Origin of the sequence: Pseudomonas fluorescens (genome assembly GCF_002022275.1) — a bacterium.
GTDB classification, from domain to species: domain Bacteria; phylum Pseudomonadota; class Gammaproteobacteria; order Pseudomonadales; family Pseudomonadaceae; genus Aquipseudomonas; species Aquipseudomonas fluorescens_AJ.
Window position 1 is genome coordinate 42685 of record NZ_MSDF01000051.1, and the last position, 17382, is coordinate 60066.

The 17382-nt window shown below is 61.1% G+C and carries 17 protein-coding genes; 10 read left to right on the plus strand and 7 right to left on the minus strand.

Annotated features, from left to right (window positions below):
- Positions 1 to 49: 49 nt before the first annotated feature.
- The gene (locus tag BFW87_RS24815) at positions 50 to 1480 is read left to right on the plus strand and encodes a polyurethane esterase (RefSeq protein WP_078742350.1); all 1431 of its coding nucleotides are present in this window, start codon (positions 50 to 52) and stop codon (positions 1478 to 1480) included.
- Positions 1481 to 1495: 15 nt separating this feature from the next.
- Here the strand turns inward: BFW87_RS24815 and BFW87_RS24820 are convergent, their stop codons facing one another.
- Positions 1496 to 1747 (minus strand): hypothetical protein, encoded by a 252-nt coding sequence (locus BFW87_RS24820; RefSeq protein WP_078742351.1) that lies wholly within the window; start codon positions 1745 to 1747, stop codon positions 1496 to 1498.
- A 177-nt stretch (positions 1748 to 1924) separates the two neighbouring features.
- On the opposite strand from BFW87_RS24820, the gene BFW87_RS32060 reads away from it, so the two are divergent.
- Positions 1925 to 2089: a hypothetical protein gene (locus BFW87_RS32060; protein ID WP_176159819.1), complete on the plus strand. Its 165-nt coding sequence runs from the start codon at positions 1925 to 1927 to the stop codon at positions 2087 to 2089.
- Positions 2090 to 2131: 42 nt separating this feature from the next.
- On the opposite strand, the gene BFW87_RS24825 is transcribed toward BFW87_RS32060, so the two are convergent.
- Complete coding sequence (locus tag BFW87_RS24825; protein ID WP_016971788.1) at positions 2132 to 2356, minus strand: YgdI/YgdR family lipoprotein; 225 nt, start codon at positions 2354 to 2356, stop codon at positions 2132 to 2134.
- Positions 2357 to 2543: 187 nt separating this feature from the next.
- On the opposite strand from BFW87_RS24825, the gene BFW87_RS24830 reads away from it, so the two are divergent.
- The 3 genes from BFW87_RS24830 to BFW87_RS24840 all read left to right on the plus strand — a co-directional run bounded on the left by BFW87_RS24830 (position 2544) and on the right by BFW87_RS24840 (position 7464).
- Positions 2544 to 4190 carry a VRR-NUC domain-containing protein gene (locus tag BFW87_RS24830; RefSeq protein ID WP_078742352.1) on the plus strand — a complete coding sequence of 549 codons (1647 nt, stop codon included), beginning with the start codon at positions 2544 to 2546 and terminating at the stop codon, positions 4188 to 4190.
- Positions 4187 to 6442, plus strand: coding sequence for an ATP-dependent DNA helicase (locus BFW87_RS24835; protein ID WP_078742409.1), 2256 nt, complete (start codon positions 4187 to 4189; stop codon positions 6440 to 6442). Before BFW87_RS24830 ends, BFW87_RS24835 begins: the two co-directional genes overlap by 4 nt.
- An 80-nt stretch (positions 6443 to 6522) precedes the next feature.
- Positions 6523 to 7464 carry an alpha/beta fold hydrolase gene (locus BFW87_RS24840; protein ID WP_078742353.1) on the plus strand — a complete coding sequence of 314 codons (942 nt, stop codon included), beginning with the start codon at positions 6523 to 6525 and terminating at the stop codon, positions 7462 to 7464.
- Here BFW87_RS24840 and BFW87_RS24845 read toward each other — a convergent pair.
- Both BFW87_RS24845 and BFW87_RS24850 read right to left on the minus strand, forming a co-directional pair.
- Complete coding sequence (locus BFW87_RS24845; protein WP_078742354.1) at positions 7427 to 8893, minus strand: sensor histidine kinase; 1467 nt, start codon at positions 8891 to 8893, stop codon at positions 7427 to 7429. The genes BFW87_RS24840 and BFW87_RS24845 overlap by 38 nt on opposite strands.
- On the minus strand, positions 8890 to 9600 hold the full coding sequence (locus BFW87_RS24850; RefSeq protein ID WP_078742355.1) for a response regulator transcription factor: 711 nt from the start codon (positions 9598 to 9600) through the stop codon (positions 8890 to 8892). Before BFW87_RS24850 ends, BFW87_RS24845 begins: the two co-directional genes overlap by 4 nt.
- A gap of 304 nt (positions 9601 to 9904) precedes the next feature.
- Here BFW87_RS24850 and msrB point away from each other — a divergent pair, with 304 nt between their 5' ends.
- From msrB to msrA, 3 genes are all read left to right on the plus strand, one after another.
- A complete protein-coding gene (gene msrB / locus BFW87_RS24855; RefSeq protein ID WP_078742356.1) occupies positions 9905 to 10405 on the plus strand; it encodes a peptide-methionine (R)-S-oxide reductase MsrB in 501 nt (166 codons plus the stop codon).
- A gap of 35 nt (positions 10406 to 10440) precedes the next feature.
- On the plus strand, positions 10441 to 12201 hold the full coding sequence (locus BFW87_RS24860) for a cytochrome c biogenesis protein DipZ (protein ID WP_078742357.1): 1761 nt from the start codon (positions 10441 to 10443) through the stop codon (positions 12199 to 12201).
- A 132-nt stretch (positions 12202 to 12333) separates the two neighbouring features.
- Entirely contained in the window at positions 12334 to 13029 is a 696-nt protein-coding gene (gene msrA, locus BFW87_RS24865; protein WP_078742358.1) for a peptide-methionine (S)-S-oxide reductase MsrA, read from the plus strand.
- A gap of 124 nt (positions 13030 to 13153) precedes the next feature.
- Here msrA and BFW87_RS24870 read toward each other — a convergent pair whose 3' ends face one another.
- The 3 genes from BFW87_RS24870 to BFW87_RS24880 all read right to left on the minus strand — a co-directional run bounded on the left by BFW87_RS24870 (position 13154) and on the right by BFW87_RS24880 (position 16053).
- Positions 13154 to 13582: a nuclear transport factor 2 family protein gene (locus BFW87_RS24870; protein ID WP_078742359.1), complete on the minus strand. Its 429-nt coding sequence runs from the start codon at positions 13580 to 13582 to the stop codon at positions 13154 to 13156.
- A 108-nt stretch (positions 13583 to 13690) separates the two neighbouring features.
- Positions 13691 to 14641 (minus strand): alpha-E domain-containing protein, encoded by a 951-nt coding sequence (locus tag BFW87_RS24875; RefSeq protein WP_078742360.1) that lies wholly within the window; start codon positions 14639 to 14641, stop codon positions 13691 to 13693.
- A 2-nt stretch (positions 14642 to 14643) separates the two neighbouring features.
- Positions 14644 to 16053 (minus strand): circularly permuted type 2 ATP-grasp protein, encoded by a 1410-nt coding sequence (locus BFW87_RS24880; RefSeq protein WP_078742361.1) that lies wholly within the window; start codon positions 16051 to 16053, stop codon positions 14644 to 14646.
- Between the two features lie 482 nt (positions 16054 to 16535).
- On the opposite strand from BFW87_RS24880, the gene BFW87_RS24885 reads away from it, so the two are divergent.
- Together BFW87_RS24885 and BFW87_RS24890 are read left to right on the plus strand one after the other, a co-directional pair.
- Complete coding sequence (locus BFW87_RS24885; protein WP_078742362.1) at positions 16536 to 17081, plus strand: hypothetical protein; 546 nt, start codon at positions 16536 to 16538, stop codon at positions 17079 to 17081.
- Between the two features lie 79 nt (positions 17082 to 17160).
- Positions 17161 to 17373: a hypothetical protein gene (locus BFW87_RS24890; RefSeq protein WP_078742363.1), complete on the plus strand. Its 213-nt coding sequence runs from the start codon at positions 17161 to 17163 to the stop codon at positions 17371 to 17373.
- Positions 17374 to 17382 lie beyond the last annotated feature (9 nt).

A 17382-nucleotide genomic window follows, 5' to 3' on the forward strand; every position in this document is an offset into this window, starting at 1 on the left:
ATGAGTATTTTCGCTTTCTCTACAAATCCAACAACAGAGAGGCACTACCATGGGTATCTTTGACTATAAAAACCTCGGGACCGAGGGCTCCAAAGCGTTGTTCGCCGATGCCATGGCGATCACGCTGTATTCCTACCACAACCTGGATAACGGCTTTGCCGTGGGCTACCAGCACAACGGCCTGGGGCTTGGTTTGCCGGCCACGCTGGTCGGGGCGCTACTGGGCAGCACTGACTCACAGGGTGTAATTCCCGGCATTCCCTGGAACCCCGACTCGGAAAAAGCCGCCCTAGAGGCGGTGCAGAAAGCCGGGTGGACGCCGATCAGCGCGAGTGCCCTGGGCTACGGCGGCAAGGTCGATGCTCGGGGGACCTTCTTCGGCGAAAAAGCCGGCTACACCACGGCGCAGGTCGAGGTGCTGGGCAAATACGATGACGCGGGCAAGCTGCTCGAAATCGGCATCGGCTTTCGCGGCACCTCGGGGCCACGGGAAACCCTGATCAGCGACTCCATCGGCGACCTGATCAGCGATCTGCTCGCCGCGCTGGGTCCCAAGGATTATGCGAAAAACTATTCCGGCGAAGCGTTTGGCGGCTTGCTCAAAAACGTCGCTGACTATGCCAGCGCGCATGGCTTGACCGGCAAGGACGTGGTGGTCAGCGGCCACAGCCTGGGCGGGCTGGCAGTCAACAGCATGGCGGACTTGAGCACCAATAAATGGTCGGGGTTCTACAAGGATTCCAACTACGTGGCCTATGCCTCGCCGACCCAGAGCAGTGGCGACAAGGTGCTGAATATCGGCTACGAGAACGACCCGGTGTTCCGCGCGCTGGACGGCTCATCGTTCAACCTGTCGTCGTTGGGCGTGCATGACAAACCCCACGAGTCAACCACCGACAATATCGTCAGCTTCAACGACCACTACGCCTCGTCGCTGTGGAATGTGCTACCGTTTTCCATCGTCAACCTGCCGACCTGGGTCTCGCATTTGCCCACCGGCTATGGCGATGGCATGACGCGCATCCTTGAATCAGGCTTCTACGACCAGATGAACCGCGACTCGACGGTGATCGTCGCCAACCTGTCCGACCCGGCGCGGGCCAACACCTGGGTGCAGGACCTCAACCGCAACGCCGAGGCGCACAAGGGCAACACCTTTATCATCGGCAGCAACGGCAACGACCTGATCCAGGGCGGCAAGGGCGCCGACTTTATCGAAGGCGGCAAGGGCAACGACACCATCCGCGACAACAGTGGGCATAACACTTTTCTGTTCAGCGGCCACTTCGGCAACGACCGCGTGATTGGCTACCAGACCAGCGACAAACTGGTGTTCAAGGACGTGGAAGGAAGCACCGACCTGCGTGACCACGCCAAAGTGGTCGGCGCCGATACGGTGCTCACGTTTGGCGCCGACTCGGTGACACTGGTGGGCGTCGGGCACGGCGGCCTGTGGGCGGATGGCATTTCCATCAGTTGATAAAACGCGCTGCCCTTACCAGCCGCGGTGCCAGTACGGGTGGGGGTAGCCATACCCATAGCCGTAATAATGATGCGGATAGTAGTAAGGTCGTGGCGCGTAGCCCCAATGCCCGTAATACACCGGCGGCGGCGGGGCTTTCACCACGACCACCCGGGGTGGCTGGCGAACGATGATGGTGTCGGCAAACGCCGGCGTGCTCGCCAACGCTGCCAGGGTCAAGGGAATCAGAAAAAGCGCGCGTAGTGTTTGGGGCATGCGTGCCATGGCTGTCGATCTCCGTGCTGCGCCCTCGAAGATGAAGGCGACTTGACGGTTAAACGGCGCAGCGCAGGGAATCCTTCGGTAAATAATTCTTCACTGAACAGGGCGACGGGATTACACCGGCTCAAACGTTCAATGACTAACCGCGAGATGTTTCGCGCGTCATGTGAGGAGCTGAGCATGTCCCGAATTCGATTGTTGCTGTGCGCCTTGTTGCTGCTGGGGCTCGGCGGGTGTGCGGTGTACCCGGCGTACCCAAGTCCATGCTGCTACCGGCCGTACTACCATTCTTACTACTACCATCCCTACTATCACCCGTATTACCACCCGTACTACCGGTATTGAACGCCATAAAAAAAGCCCCGCATTTGCGGGGCTTTTTTGTGGTTATTTTTCGCTGCGTACCGTCGCCACGTCGTCGGCTTTGACACGTATGTGCTTGCCGGCGATGTCGGTGAATTCGTAGAAACCGTCGACGGTTTTGGTTTTCGGCGAGTCCTTGGTCAAATACTGCGTGCCGTTTTGCAACGTCACCACGGTTTGCGTCGAGCAACCGGCCAATACCAGAAAAGTGAGTGCAACCAGCGGCAGACCCAAATTCTTCATGTTCATAACCCTTACCTTTAGCCCTGAAAAGTCCCGCGCCATGGGCTGCGAGTAGCAAATGTTACGCGATCAACATCCTCATCTGATCACTTTTATACGGAAAGTTGCGTGCGCCATTTATCTATTACCGATTGCAACAAGGCGTTTGCGACGGCACTCTGTATGCATAACCAGTATTTGATCAGCGCGCGACATGGCCAACCCCCTCGACGATCCCTTGTATTACCTGCATAACTTCCGCCAAGTGCTGCTGTGGTTGGGGCAGCGCTATGCCGATTTGCTCGACCCGGACGAATTGCAGTTTATTCAGCAATTTGACAGGTTGCCGCAGGCGTCCCAGGCACTTTTGGTGCGCATGGTGATGCGCAAGGGCGCGCATTTTCGGGCGAGCAAGCTCAATTACCTCGAGATCGGTTGCACCCACACCGCCGCGTTGGCGTTGGTGGAACAGGGCTGGGTCGATGACAGGGGCCTGCTCGCGTTTGAAGAGCTGTTCGCGCTGCTGCAAAAGGGCGAAATCCTCGGAACCTTCAAACCCTGGATCGACCAGCCCAAGGCCAAGAAGGCTGACTGGCGGGAGGCGCTGGCAGCGCAGTTCACCGAAACCCGCAGTTTTGCCCAATGGTGCCCGGACCTCAGCGATGCACTGTACAGCCTCACCGTAATGGATTTGTGCGATCGCCTGCGCCTGATGTTTTTCGGCAACCTTTACCAGGACTGGTCGGAATTCGTGCTGGCGGACCTGGGCATCTACACCTACGAAAAAGTCGAATTTTGCGCCGAGTCCCGTGGCCTGCGTAACCGTGAGGACGTGCACGGCTTTCTGTTCCTGCACGGGTGCCAGCAGGCCTATGAGGCGGGTGAAGCGCTGGAGGGGGTGCTGGCGCAAATCGCCACGTTGCACACCGACAATCCCTGGCTGGAAAAACGTCGCGCCAAGTTGTTGTTTCAGGTCGGGCAGTATTGCGAGCGCAGCGCCGAACTGGCTTTGGCCGAGCAGATTTACCGCCAATGTGCTTACCCCGGCGCACGCTCACGGCTGATCCGTGTTCTGGAACGCCAAGAGGATTACGCGCAGGCCATGGCCCTGGCGTGCGCCGCGCAACAGGCCCCGGAAAGCGCCGCCGAAGCGCAGCATGTGTTGCGCGTGCTGCCACGCCTGCGGCGTAAATTGGGCGAACCGGCGCTGCCCAAGGTCAAGCCCCGGGCCGTCACGCGCCTGGATCTGGCATTGGCGATCCCTGAGCCGCTGATGTCGGTGGAATACTGCGTTCAGGCCCACCTGAGCGAGCCGGATGCGCCAGTGCATTACGTCGAAAACGGGCTGATCAATTCACTGTTTGGCCTGCTGTGCTGGGAAGCGATTTTCGCGCCGTTGCCGGGTTCGTTTTTCCACCCGTTTCAGCGCGGGCCGGTGGATTTGCACAGTGAGGATTTCCACCAACGCCGCGCCGCATTGTTCACCGCGTGCTTTGAGCAACTGCAGGACGAACGCTACAAAACCACCATCCGCCAACGCTACGCAGACAAATGGGGCATTCAATCGCCGTTCGTGTTCTGGAACCTGCTAAGCGAGGAATTGCTCGAGCAAGCTCTGGAATGCCTGCCCGCCGACCATCTGCGCTACTGGTTTGAACGCTTGCTGCTGGACATTCGCGCCAACCGCGCCGGTATGCCGGACCTGATCCAGTTCTGGCCGGCGCAAAAAACCTACCGCATGATCGAGGTCAAGGGCCCCGGCGACCGTTTGCAGGACAACCAGCTGCGTTGGCTGGAGTTCTGCGGTGAGTACCAGATGCCGGTCACCGTGTGCTACGTGCGCTGGGCAGAAACCGCTTGAGTTACAGCGTGGCCGTGCGGGCGCTGTGTGAATTCACCGCCAAGGTCGGCGACCTCGATTTGCGTTTTACGCCGTCGCCCAGCGCTCAGGAAGGCATTGTCGGCCATCGCACCGTGGCTTCCCGGCGCAGCGCGCACTATCAAAATGAGGTGGCGCTGGAAGGCGAGTATCAGCAACTCAAGGTGCGGGGCAGGGCGGACGGCTACGATCCGGACAGCAATCGCCTGGAAGAAGTGAAAACCTATCGTGGCGACCTTGACGCCCAGCCCGCCAACCATCGCCAATTGCATTGGGCGCAGGTCAAGGTCTATGGCTGGTTGATGTGCCAGAAGCTGGGGCTCGCTGAAATCGACTTGGCGCTGGTGTACTTCGACATTGTCGGCGAAGGCGAAACCTTGCTTAACCAGCGTTTTCAGGCAGCGGATCTGGAGCTGTTCTTCAACCGTCAATGCGCGCTGTTTCTCGGCTGGGCCGAAAAGGAAATGCAGCACCGCGACGCGCGCAACAGGGCCGCACAAGGCTTGGCATTTCCCCATGCCGCGTTTCGCCCTGGCCAGCGCTCGTTGGCCGAGACGGTCTACAAGGCCGTCAGCACCGGCCGCTGCCTGATGGCCCAGGCGCCCACCGGCATCGGCAAGACCGTCGGCACGATCTTTCCGATGCTCAAGGCCCTGGCGCCCCAGCAGCTGGACAAAGTGTTCTTCCTCACCGCCAAGACACCTGGGCGCAAGTTGGCATTGGATGCCGCCCAGGTGCTGTACGACAGCAGCCCCGACTTGCCCCTGCGCGTGCTTGAACTAGTGGCGCGGGACAAGGCCTGTGAGCACCTGGACAAAGCCTGCCACGGTGATTCCTGCTCGTTGGCCAAAGGTTTTTACGACCGCCTGCCTGCCGCGCGCGTGGCTGCGTCAGAGGTGCGCCTGCTCGACCAACGCAACCTGCGCGAAGTGGCCCTGGCGCATGACGTATGCCCGTATTACCTGAGCCAGGAAATGGCGCGCTGGACCGACCTGGTCGTCGCCGACTACAACTATTATTTTGACTTTGGCGCCATGCTCTTTGGTCTCGCCCAGCTTAATCAGTGGCGCGCCGCCGTGCTGGTGGACGAGGCGCACAACCTGGTGGAACGCGCCCGTTCGATGTACAGCGCGAGCCTCGATCAATACAGCCTCAAGACCCTGCGCGACACGGCGCCCGAGCCGCTGAAGAAACCCCTGCAACGCTTGAACCGCGAATGGAATGCCCTGCACAAGGAGCAGGTCGCGCCGTATCAGGCCTACGCGACCCGGCCCGAAAAATTGCTCCAGGCCCTGAGCCTGTGCGCCAGCGCCATGGGCGACTATTTCAACGACCACCCCGAAGCCCTCAGCGGCGACCTGCAAGCCTTCTATTTCGAAGCGCTGCAATTTGCCAAGGTGGCCGAGCTGTTCAATGAGCACTTCATCTTCGATATCAGCAAACGCGAGTTCGGGGGCAAGCGCAGCGCTTCAACCCTGTGCCTGCGCAACGTGGTGCCCGCTGAATTTATCCGGCCCAGGTTGACCGCCGCGCGCAGCAGCGTGCTGTTTTCCGCCACCTTGAGCCCCCGCCATTACTACGCCGACTTGCTCGGCTTGCCGGCCGACACCGCATGGGTGGACGTAGAGTCACCCTTCAAGGCCGAGCAGTTGCAGGTGCGTATCGTCGATGAGATTTCCACGCGGTTCGTGCACCGCCAAGCGTCGCTGGAGCCCATCGTTGAACTGATCGCGCGGCAATTTGCACAACGGCCCGGCAACTACCTGGCGTTCTTCAGCAGCTTCGATTACCTGCAGCAGGTGGCGCAGTTGATGGCCGAGCGGCACCCGAATGTCACGCTGTGGTTGCAATCGCGCGGCATGGCCGAGGCCGAGCGGCAGGCCTTCCTCGATCAATTCACCCAGCACAGCCAGGGCATTGGCTTTGCCGTCCTCGGCGGCGCGTTTGGTGAGGGCATCGATCTTCCCGGCGCGCGCTTGATCGGAGCGTTTATTGCCACCTTGGGCTTGCCGCAACTGAACCCGGTGAATGAGCAGATGAAAGCGCGCATGGCCGCGATTTTCGGAGCGGGCTACGACTACACCTACCTGTATCCCGGCATTCAAAAAGTCGTGCAGGCGGCGGGGAGGGTGATCCGCAGCCAGCAGGACGAGGGCGTGGTGATGTTGATTGATGACCGCTTTGGCGAGGCCCGCGTCAGGCAATTGCTGCCGCGTTGGTGGGCGGTGGCCTGAGTCATTCCTGGCATCAATGATGCTGGCTGCGATGCACGCAATGCTGCACGCTGCGCAAAACCCTCAGAAAGGCCACGCCCATGAGCCCCCTGATTGAGCAACAGATTGCCGTCAACGGTATTGAGTTGTGCGTGCACATTGCTGGCCCTGAACACGGTAAACCGATATGGCTGCTGCATGGTTTTCCTGAGTGCTGGCACTCCTGGCGCGAGCAGATTCCTCCGCTGGTTGCCCGGGGTTATCGTGTGTTTGCCCCCGAAATGCGTGGCTATGGCCAATCGAGTTCACCCGCTGCAGTCGCCGATTACGATGTGCTGACCCTGTGTGCCGATATCCAGCAGGCCATGGATTATTTCGGCCATACACACGTGGTGATGGTCGGCCACGATTGGGGGGCCGTGATCGCCTGGCACCTGGCGTTGCTGGAATCTGAGCGTGTCACGCGCTTGATTGCGATGTCCGTCCCCTTCGCCGGGCGTGCCCGCAGGCCGGTGATCGAAATTATGCGTGAGCTGTACGCCGACCGGTTCAATTACATCCTGTATTTCCAGGAACCCGGTGTGGCCGAGGAGGAGTTGAACGCTGATATCGAACGCACGTTGCGGCTGTTCATGAGTGATCAGGACGTGTTTCTACAAAAGAAACCGCCCACCGCCACGTTGCTCGAAGGCGTTTCGGGGCCAGGGGCGTTGCCGGGTTGGTGCAGCCAGAAGGATCTGGACGTGTATGTGCACACCTTCACCGAACACGGCTTTCGCGGCCCGCTGAACTGGTACCGCAACTTCGAACGCAACTGGCAACGCACTGAATTTCTCGCTGGCCGCCAAGTGCTGCAACCCACGCTGTTCCTGATCGGCGACCGTGACCCGGTCGGCGTGTTTGAAGCGCACACGATCAAGCGCATGCCCGACTCAGTGCCGCAGTTGGAGCAGCATGTATTGGCCAACTGCGGCCACTGGATTCAGAACGAGCAAGGGCAGCAGGTCAACGCGCTGATGCTCGGGTTTCTAGGGAAAAGCTGAATGTCGCGCCATGCCCTGGGCGGTCCACCAACTGGATGCTGCGCCCGTGCAATTGCAGGATGCGGTGCACGATGCGCAGGCCCAGGCCGCCATCGCGGCGTGCGCCACCGATGGTGAAGGCACGCAGGAACAGGCCTTCGCGCAACTCGGCGTCGATGCCGGGGCCGCTGTCGCTGACCGTGACGCCTACGGCGTTTGCCTCCGGGGAGAGGATCACCTCGACTTCACCGTTGAGCGGCGTGTGGCGCAAGGCGTTGTCGAGCAGGTTGGTCAGCACCCGTTCGATCAGGCCCAGGTCCGCCAGCACGGTCGGCACCTGCGGCGGCAGGGTGGCGGTGAGGGTGATGCCACGGGCTTCGGCGGTCAGTTCGAATTTCTGGAAGATGTCCTGCACCAGATCCGGCAGCGAGAAGCCTTCGATCACCGGTTGCACAAAGCCGTGTTCCAGGCGCACCAGTTCCAGCAATGACTGGGCCAGGCCGCCGACTTTGCGGCTCTGGTCCAGCGCGATGCCGAGGTAACGGCGGCGCTCTTCCGGGGTCAGGCTGGCATCCTTGAGGGACAGGGTTTCCAGGTAACCATGCAGCGAAGCGAGGGGCGTGCGCAGGTCGTGGGAAATATTCGCGACCATTTCCCGGCGCTCCTGGTCCTGGTGGGTGATGGCCCGCCATTGTTCGCCGAGGCGGTTTTCCATCTGCACAAAGGCGTGGTCGAGCACGGCGATTTCATCGCTGCTGTCGAGTTCGGGGGCGTGGGTTTGCTGCGGTTTTGGCGCGCCATTGATGTCGAACTGGCCGACCTTGTCGGTCAACTGGCGCAAGGGGCGGGTGATCCAGGCAAAGGCAATCAGGCCAGCCATCAGGCACAGCAACGCCACCAGACCAATGGACCACAGGGCGATTTTCAGCGCCATGCCGGTGGCGTCCTTGGCGTCGTACACGTCATGCGCTTCGCCCAGCAGCACCACATACAGGAAACCGGTTTGCTGGCCGTTGGCCTTGAGCGGCGCAGCGCTGAACACCTTGCGCCCGTCGACGCTGCGCGGGTCATCACCGAGGATCGGCAACATGGCGCCGCTGAGGAAGCGCCGGACAGGCGCCAAATCAACATGATCACGCAACAAATGCCCGCTGGGCGCGGCATTGCCGACCACGAGGCCATTGATATCGAGCAGGTACACCTCGACGCTCGGGTTCACCAGCATCAACTGGCTGAACAGGTTGCGCACGGCATCGGGTTTGAGGCCGTCGGCGTCCATCAATTGGGTGTCACGGGCAATGTGCGCCGCCAGGTCGCGGGACAGGCCTTGTACCACTTCCAACTCGTGCATGTGGTTGGAGCGCACTTGCAGCCACGCCGAGGTACCGCTGCAAATCACCAGCAGTACGGCGAACACCACCGACAAGCGTTGGGTCAGGGTCAGCTTCATGGCGTGCTCTCGGCAAATTTGTAGCCACGGCCCCACACCGTGAGGATGCGCGCCGGGTTGGCCGGGTCGGCCTCGACCTTGGCACGCAGGCGGTTGATATGCGTGTTGACGGTGTGTTCGTAGCCTTCGTGGCTGTAACCCCACACGGCGTTGAGCAGGTCCATGCGTGAAAACACCTTGCCCGGCTGGCGAGCGAAGAAGTACAGCAAGTCGAATTCACGCGGCGTGAGGTCCAGGCGCTGGCCTTGCAGGGTGACGTCGCGGGTCAGCGGGTTGATGAACAGCTGGCCGAGGTCGAGGCTGCCGGCGTCCATTTTCAGGTTGCGCGCCATGGCATCCACCCGGCGCAGCAGGGCCTTGACCCGTGCCACCAGCTCCGGCATCGAGAACGGCTTGGCCAGGTAATCGTCGGCGCCGAGTTCCAGGCCGAGGATGCGGTGCAATTCGCTGGAGCGGGCGCTGGTGATGATGATCGGTGTGTAGCGTGTCATGGCGCGGGCACGCCGGCAGATTTCCAGGCCGTCGACGCCGGGCAGCATCAGGTCGAGGATCAACGCATCCCAGCCGCCCTGCTCCAGCAGGCGCAGGCCTTCGTTGCCGTCGGCGCTGTGCACCACCTCAAATTGCTCATCGCGCAGGTGCAGGCAGATCAAGTCGGCAATATGCGCATCGTCCTCAACCACCAGGACACGTTTTGGCTGATCCATGTAGAGAAACCTTCACTTGTAGTCCGCGCATTGTGCGGGTTTTGCAACAGTGTAGTTATCACGAATTGTTTAACTCTGCGTGAGGATTTCGCGACCGCCCGGAGTGCAGGATTAGCCCATCGCTAGCTTACTGGTAGCGGCGAGGAGCTTGTTGTGGCGAGCGGGCTTGCCCCGCGTTGGAGTGCGCAGCGCTCCCGCTTTTTTTGGGGCCGCTACGCAGCCCAACGCGGGGCAAGCCCGCTCGCCACAAAAGCACCGCTCGCCACAGAAGGTTCGCATCCAATTATGGGTTGAGGAGAAACATATGTACTCACGTCGACAAATGCTGCTGGCCGGTGGTGGCCTGGGTGTCGCCGTTCTGGCCGGTGGCCTGCTGAAACAAATCAACATGATCACCGAAGTCGAAGCCGCCGAAACTTTCGAGGTGACCCACACCGAAGCCCAGTGGCGCAGCCTGCTGACAGCCGAACAGTTCGACGTGTTGCGCGAAGAAGGCACCGAACGCCCCTACAGCAGCAAGCTGAATGATGAACACCGCACCGGCACCTTCGCCTGCGCCGGTTGCGCGTTGCCGCTGTTTTCCTCGGCCACCAAGTTCGACAGCCACACCGGCTGGCCAAGTTTCTGGCAACCGCTGGACAACGCGGTCGCCAGCCACACCGACACCTCCTATGGCGTGGTGCGCAAGGAAATTCACTGCCGCCGCTGTGGCGGTCATCAAGGGCACGTGTTTGACGACGGCCCGGCCCCTACCGGTCTGCGTTACTGCATGAATGGCGCCGCCATGACCTTCACGGCGGCTTAAGCCGATGTCTATCAATTTGTATAAGGGAAGATCCCATGTGGCTTCTGGTTCTCGCGTATCTGGGCGGCGTGCTGACAATTGTCAGCCCGTGCATCCTGCCTGTTCTGCCTTTTGTCTTCGCTCGCACCGGGCAGCCGTTTATGCGCAGTGGCTTGCCGCTCTTGGCGGGGATGGCGGTGACGTTCGCCCTGGTGGCCTCACTGGCGGCGGTGGGCGGCGGTTGGGTGGTGCAAGTCAATCAGTACGGGCGTTGGCTCGCGTTGCTGTGCGTTGCCCTGTTCGGACTCACGCTTTTGCTGCCGCAACTGTCGGAGCGCCTGACGCGGCCGCTGGTGGCCGCCGGCAGTCGCCTGTCGGAAGCCGCCGGGGCCGATGCCAAACCCCGTCCGGGCGCTTCGTTCCTGATCGGCGTGGCCACCGGTTTGCTGTGGGCGCCTTGCGCCGGGCCGATTCTCGGCTTGGTGTTGACCGGCGCCGCGCTGCAGGGCGCCAGTATCGGCACTACCTTGCTGTTGCTGGCCTACGCCGCCGGTGCTGCTACCTCCCTGGCCTTGGCGCTGCTGGTCGGCGGTAAAGTCTTTGGTTTCATGAAGAAGTCCCTCGGCGCCGGTGAATGGCTGCGTCGTGGGCTCGGCGCGTTGATGCTGGCCGGTGTGGCCGCCATCGCGTTGGGGCTGGACACCGGTGTGTTGTCGCGCTTGTCGACCGCGTCCACGGGTGGCCTGGAACAAAGCCTGGTCGATCACCTGAACGCCAAGCCTGAACCGAAGGGCGGGGCGATGATGGCGGGCGGTGCAATGATGGCGGCTGCCAACCACAGTGACTCGCTGCCGATTGAAGGCGCGTTGCCGTCGCTGGACGGCGCGGTGCAATGGCTCAACAGCCCACCGCTGACCGCCGAAGCGCTCAAGGGCAAAGTCGTGCTGGTGGATTTCTGGACCTACTCCTGCATCAACTGCCTGCGCACCTTGCCGTACGTCAAAGCCTGGGCCGAGAAGTACCACGATCAAGGCCTGGTAGTGATTGGTGTACACGCCCCGGAATTTGCCTTTGAACGCGACGTTAACAACGTCACCAAAGCCATGAAGGACCTGGGCATCACCTACCCGGTGGCGATCGACAACAACTACAAAATCTGGCGCGCCTTCAACAACCAATACTGGCCGGCGCATTACTTTGCCGATGCCAAGGGCCAGATCCGTTACCACCACTTTGGTGAAGGTGACTACGCCGAGTCCGAGCGGGTGATCCAGCAACTGCTGCGCGAAGCCGGGGCCAAAAACGTGGCGGGCGGTTTGATCGAGGCCGACGCCAAGGGCGTGCAACAGGCGCCGGACAGCAATGAAGTGCAATCGCCAGAAACCTACCTGGGCTTCCAGCGTGCCGAAAACTTCGTGACCACCGGCACCCTGGGTACCGACAAAGTGGTCAATTACCCGGCCGCCGGCAAGCTGGCCCTGAATAACTGGACCCTGGAAGGCCAATGGAATGTAGGCGGTCAGCAAGCCACCCTCGACCAGGCGGGTGGGCGCATCGTCTACCGCTTCCACGCCCGGGACCTGCACCTGGTGCTGGGCCCGGGCGCGGATGGCAAGCCGGTGCGCTTCAAAGTCAGCATCGACGGCCAGGCCCCAGGTGATGCCCACGGCACCGACGTAGCGCCGGATGGCACCGGCAGCGTGACCGAGCAGCGCTTGTACCAACTTGTTCGTCAGAGCGGCGCCGTGCAGGACCGCACCTTCAGCATCGAATTTTTAGACCCGAACGTCTCGGCCTACGCCTTCACCTTCGGCTGAATTGAAAACCCAATCACTGTGGGAGCTGGCTTGCCTGCGATAGCGCCGGGTCAGCCACTTCATCTGGCACTGATGCACCGCCATCGCAGGCAAGCCAGCTCCCACAGTTAACCGTGTTCTGGAGTGATAGTGATGAAACTACTCAAGTTTGTACCGGTGCTCGCTTTCGCTGCTTTTGTCGGCCAAAGCTCAGCATTTTCCTTTAGTGGCGCTGAAGACGCGGTGATGATCGCGCCGCCGGCACTCGACCTGCCCGCCGAATCCGGCAACCTGCAAACTGCGGTCTTTGCGGGCGGCTGCTTCTGGGGCGTGCAGGGTGTGTTCCAGCATGTTCAAGGCGTGAAAAATGCGGTCTCCGGCTATGACGGTGGCGCAGCGGGCACCGCGCAGTATGAGTCCGTCAGCGAAGGCGATACTGGCCACGCCGAGTCCGTGTCGGTGACTTACGATCCGAGCAAAGTCAGCTACGGCAAGCTCTTGCAGATCTACTTCTCCGTGGCCCACAACCCCACCGAGCTGAACCGCCAAGGCCCGGACAGCGGCACGCAGTACCGCTCGGAAATCTTCGCGCAGAACGCCGAACAGCAAAAAGTCGCCCAGGCCTACATTGCGCAGCTGGACGCCGCCAAAGCCTTCGACAAACCCATCGTCACCAAGGTCGAGACCGGCAAAGCGTTCTTCCCGGCAGAGTCCTACCACCAGGACTTCCTCACCGAGAACCCGTCTTACCCCTATATCGTGATCAACGACCTGCCAAAAGTCGCGCAGCTCAAAAAACTGTTCCCGGACCAATACCGCGCAGAGCCAGTCCTGGTGAAAAACCAATAACACCACTGTTGATCGTTCCCACGCTCCGCGTGGGAATGCCGCCCGGGACGCTCTGCGTCCGCTCTTAACGTCGCGACGCGGAGCGTCGCAGGATGCATTCCCACGCAGAGCGTGGGAACGATCATCAAGGTTTGACTTTGGTCAGGAAGGGCGCCAACCGTCGCCCCATTTCCTCACCCAACGCCTGCAAGCCGCTCAACGGCCGCACCATCACTTCAAACTCAACAATCTGCCCCTGTTCATTGAAGCGAATCATGTCGATGCCCTTCAACTGCTTCTCACCCACCCGCGCACTGAACTCCAACACCACATTCAGCCCGTCAGCACTGGCCAATTCACGGTGATAGGCAAAATCTTCAAACACCTTGATCACGGTATTGAGGATCATCGACACCACAGGCGCGCCAGGGTAGGGCGTGTGGGCCATGGGCGAGCGAAACACGGCATCGGGTGCCAACAGTTCGGGCAGGGCTTTCAGATCGCGATTGGCCAACATCGTGTGCCAACGCTGCAGCGTTTGGGCGGCGGCCGGGGCCAGGGTTAACTCGGGCATGCTCTGTACCTGTTCTTATGAGGGGAAGGCCTTTCACCTGCCCAACATAAGAGCGGTACAGAACACGGGTCAATCACCCGAATTGACAGATAAGTGACTGCACTGCACTCACACCACTTCCAGGTACGAGCTGTGAATTGCCCGCGCCAGTTCGCGCACGGTGTCGATAAAGTCCGTGAGGCGGCTGTGCAAGCCGTCTTCCAGAATTTCGTCGATGCCCGTGTAGCGCAGCCGCGCTTCGAACTCGGCCGCCAGACGCTGCGCGGTCCGGCCATAGCTGCCCGGCAAGTCCGCGAGGATATGACTCAGTTCCTCGATGCAGGCGTGCAACGAGCGCGGCACGTCACTGCGCAACAGCAACAGCTCGGACACCGAGCGCGCGTTCAGTGCGTTCGGGTACAGCTCGGTATACGCCTCGAACGACGACAATGCGCGCAGCAGGGCGCTCCACTGGTAATAACCACGCGCCGACAGGTCGCTGACTTCTTCCGACTCCTCGCCAAACATCTCGTAGCGCGCATCCAGCAAACGCAGGGTGTTATCCGCGCGCTCAACAAAGGTGCCCAGGCGAATAAACCGGTAGGCGTCATTGCGCATGATGGTGCCCGAGGTCGCCCCCCGGAACAGGTGTGAACGCTGCTTGACCCAGTCACAGAAGTGGCTGATGCCATGGCGTGCCAGGCCGCCGGCGGCGATGCTGCGCATTTCCAGCCAGGTGGCGTTGAGGTTTTCCCACATGTCGGCGGTGATGCGCCCGCGTACTGCGTGGGCATTGCCCCGGGCGGCGCGCAGGCAGTTGTAGATGCTGGCGGGGTTCTCTTCGTCGAGGGCGAAGAAGTGCAGCATGCGCTCGGCATCCAGTTGCTTGTGGCGCTCAAGGTAGCTCTCCAGGGTGCCGCTGCTGAGCAACGACATCGCCAGCTCATCCAGACCATCGCTGCGCCCGGCCTGCGGCATCAACGACAGCGAGTAACTGACTTCCAGCATGCGCGCCAGGTTTTCGGCGCGTTCCAGGTAACGGGACATCCAGTACAGATCTGCGGCGGTTCTACTCAACATACTCAGCCCTCCACCACCCAGGTGTCCTTGGTTCCGCCGCCTTGCGACGAGTTGACGATCAGCGAGCCTTCCTTCAGCGCCACGCGCGTCAGGCCGCCTGGCACCAGCCGGGTTTCCTTGCCGGAAAGCACGAAAGGGCGCAGGTCAATGTGGCGCGGCGCGATGCCGTTTTCGACAAAGGTGGGGCAGGTGGACAGGCTCAGGGTCGGTTGGGCGATGTAGGCGTGAGGCCGCGCCTTGATGCGTTGGCGGAAGTCTTCGATCTCGGCCGCAGTGGACGCCGGACCGACCAGCATGCCGTAGCCGCCGGAACCCTGGGTTTCCTTGACCACCAGTTCCGGCAGGTGCGCCAGTACGTGGGACAGCTCATCAGGTTTACGGCACTGGAAGGTCGGTACGTTCTGCAATACCGGTTCTTCGTCCAGGTAGAAACGGATCATCTCCGGCACATAGGGGTAGATGGATTTGTCATCCGCCACGCCGGTACCGATGGCATTGGCCAGCACCACATTGCCTGCGCAGTAGGCGGCGACCAGCCCGGGTACGCCCAGCATCGAGTCGGGGTTGAAGGCTTTGGGGTCGAGGAAGGCGTCGTCAATGCGCCGGTAAATCACGTCCACAGGCTTGGGGCCATCGGTGGTGCGCATGAACACCTTGAGGTCGTGCACGAACAGGTCGGCGCCTTCCACCAGTTCCACGCCCATTTCCCGGGCCAGGAACGCGTGTTCGAAGAACGCACTGTTGAAGCGCCCAGGCGTCAGCACCACCACGTTCGGGTTGTCGAGGCGGCTGGAGCTTTTCAGGGTCTTGAGCAGCAGGTTGGGGTAGTGGTCCACCGGCGCGATGCGCTGTTTGGCGAACACTTCGGGGAACAGGCGCATCATCATTTTGCGGTCTTCGAGCATGTAGCTCACGCCGCTGGGGGTGCGCAGGTTGTCTTCAAGCACGTAGTAGGTGCCGTCGCCGTCGCGCACCAGGTCTACCCCGGAGATATGCGAGTAGATGTCGCGGTGCAGGTCCAGGCCGACCATGGCCTTCTGGTAGCCCTCGTTGCCCAGCACCTGGTCAGCGGGAATGATCCCGGCCTTGATGATGCGCTGGTCGTGGTAGATGTCGGCGAGAAACATGTTCAGCGCATTCACGCGCTGGATGCAGCCGCGTTCAATCACGGCCCACTCACTGGCGGGGATGCTGCGCGGGATGATGTCGAAGGGGATCAGGCGCTCGGTGTCCTGTTCGTCGCCGTAGAGGGTGAAGGTGATCCCGGCGCGGTGAAACAGCAAATCGGCTTCGCGGCGCCGTTGGGCGAGCAATTCCGGCGGCGTGTTGGCCAGCCAGCGGGAGAAATCCTGATAGTGCGCACGGCATGCGCCGTCTGCGTCATTCATTTCATCAAAGAAAGATCGAGCCATTCCAGTACCTTGTCAGTGCCCAGCGTTGCATGGATGGCACTGCCGCTAAAAAAAACGCATTTTTTTATGAGCCCGTGGCGCAGGGTGCCACCGGGCCTGGTCCTAACTTTCTTATGGGGTCGGCTCTGGGTCGGGGGGTAACGAATGCTCCTGTTTGCGGGCAGATGAATGGATAAAGCAATGGTTGTGCCGGAACGGTAGCAGGCACGCTGAAAAACCCTTGTGGCGAGCGGGCTTGCTGTGGCGAGCTAGCTTGTGTGGCGAGCGGGCTTGCCCGCGTTGGGCTGCGCAGCGGCCCCAAAAAAAGCGGGAGCGCTGCGCACTCCAACGCGGGCAAGCCCGCTCGCCACACAAGCCAATTCAACACAGGAGGCCCGCTCGCCACAGGTGCGTGCTGTGTTCCAAATCGGTGCATGAACAAACTTGAACTTCACTCCACCGCGATTCTTCTAACGTGACTCGATCCCGTATGGAGCACCGTCGTGCCCAGAATCATCTCCCCCGACACCCCCGAGTCGGCTGTGAACGACCACAGCGAGCACACGGCCAAGATTTTTGGCTCGCCCAAAGACCGTCTCGACTTCTACCGCCGCGAAATCCAGTACGAAACCACCATCCTGGCCAACCGTACCGACGCTTACCTCACCGCCCAGTCCTTCCTGGTCATCGCCTTCGTTTCTGGCATGGGCAACCTCAACCCTGAATGGGGCAAGTTGTTCACGGTGGTGGTGCCGGTATTCCTCGCGGCGCTGGGGATTCTCAGTTCGTTGAACGCCTGGCCGGGCATCCGTGCGGCGTATGACATCATCGACCACTGGCATTTCAAGCAAAGTGAGTTGCTGCGCAGCGAACCGGTAATGGGCTTGGCGTATGACGAATCCCCGCTGTTTTCCGAAGTCGAGTCTTCGCACAAGGGCTATCGCAAGTCGCTGCTGTTCTCGGTGCGTACGCCCTGGATCTTCATGGTGTTCTGGGTGCTGCTCGGCGCCTACGCGTTTTACATCCAGGTGGATAACCCGGGTTCGTAAGCAATTGGAACTTCACGGCCCCGCGCGGGACCTTAACCTTACGCAGCACGCGTTTTCAGACACTGCGAAGAGGTGACCCATGAGCACAGACAACGATCCCCAAGTGAGCGGGCGCAACGACCCGGCGATCGACGGCGGTGAGCCGGCCCCCGGCACGGCTGCCGATGCGCCGAAAGACCCCACGCCTGCCGCCGACCCCAAGGCCAAGGAAAACGACTACAGTCCAGACTTCAAGCCTGAGCCTGAGGCCAAGCCTGAAACCGACGCGGATATCGATACCCAAGGTGGTTAGAGGAGACGG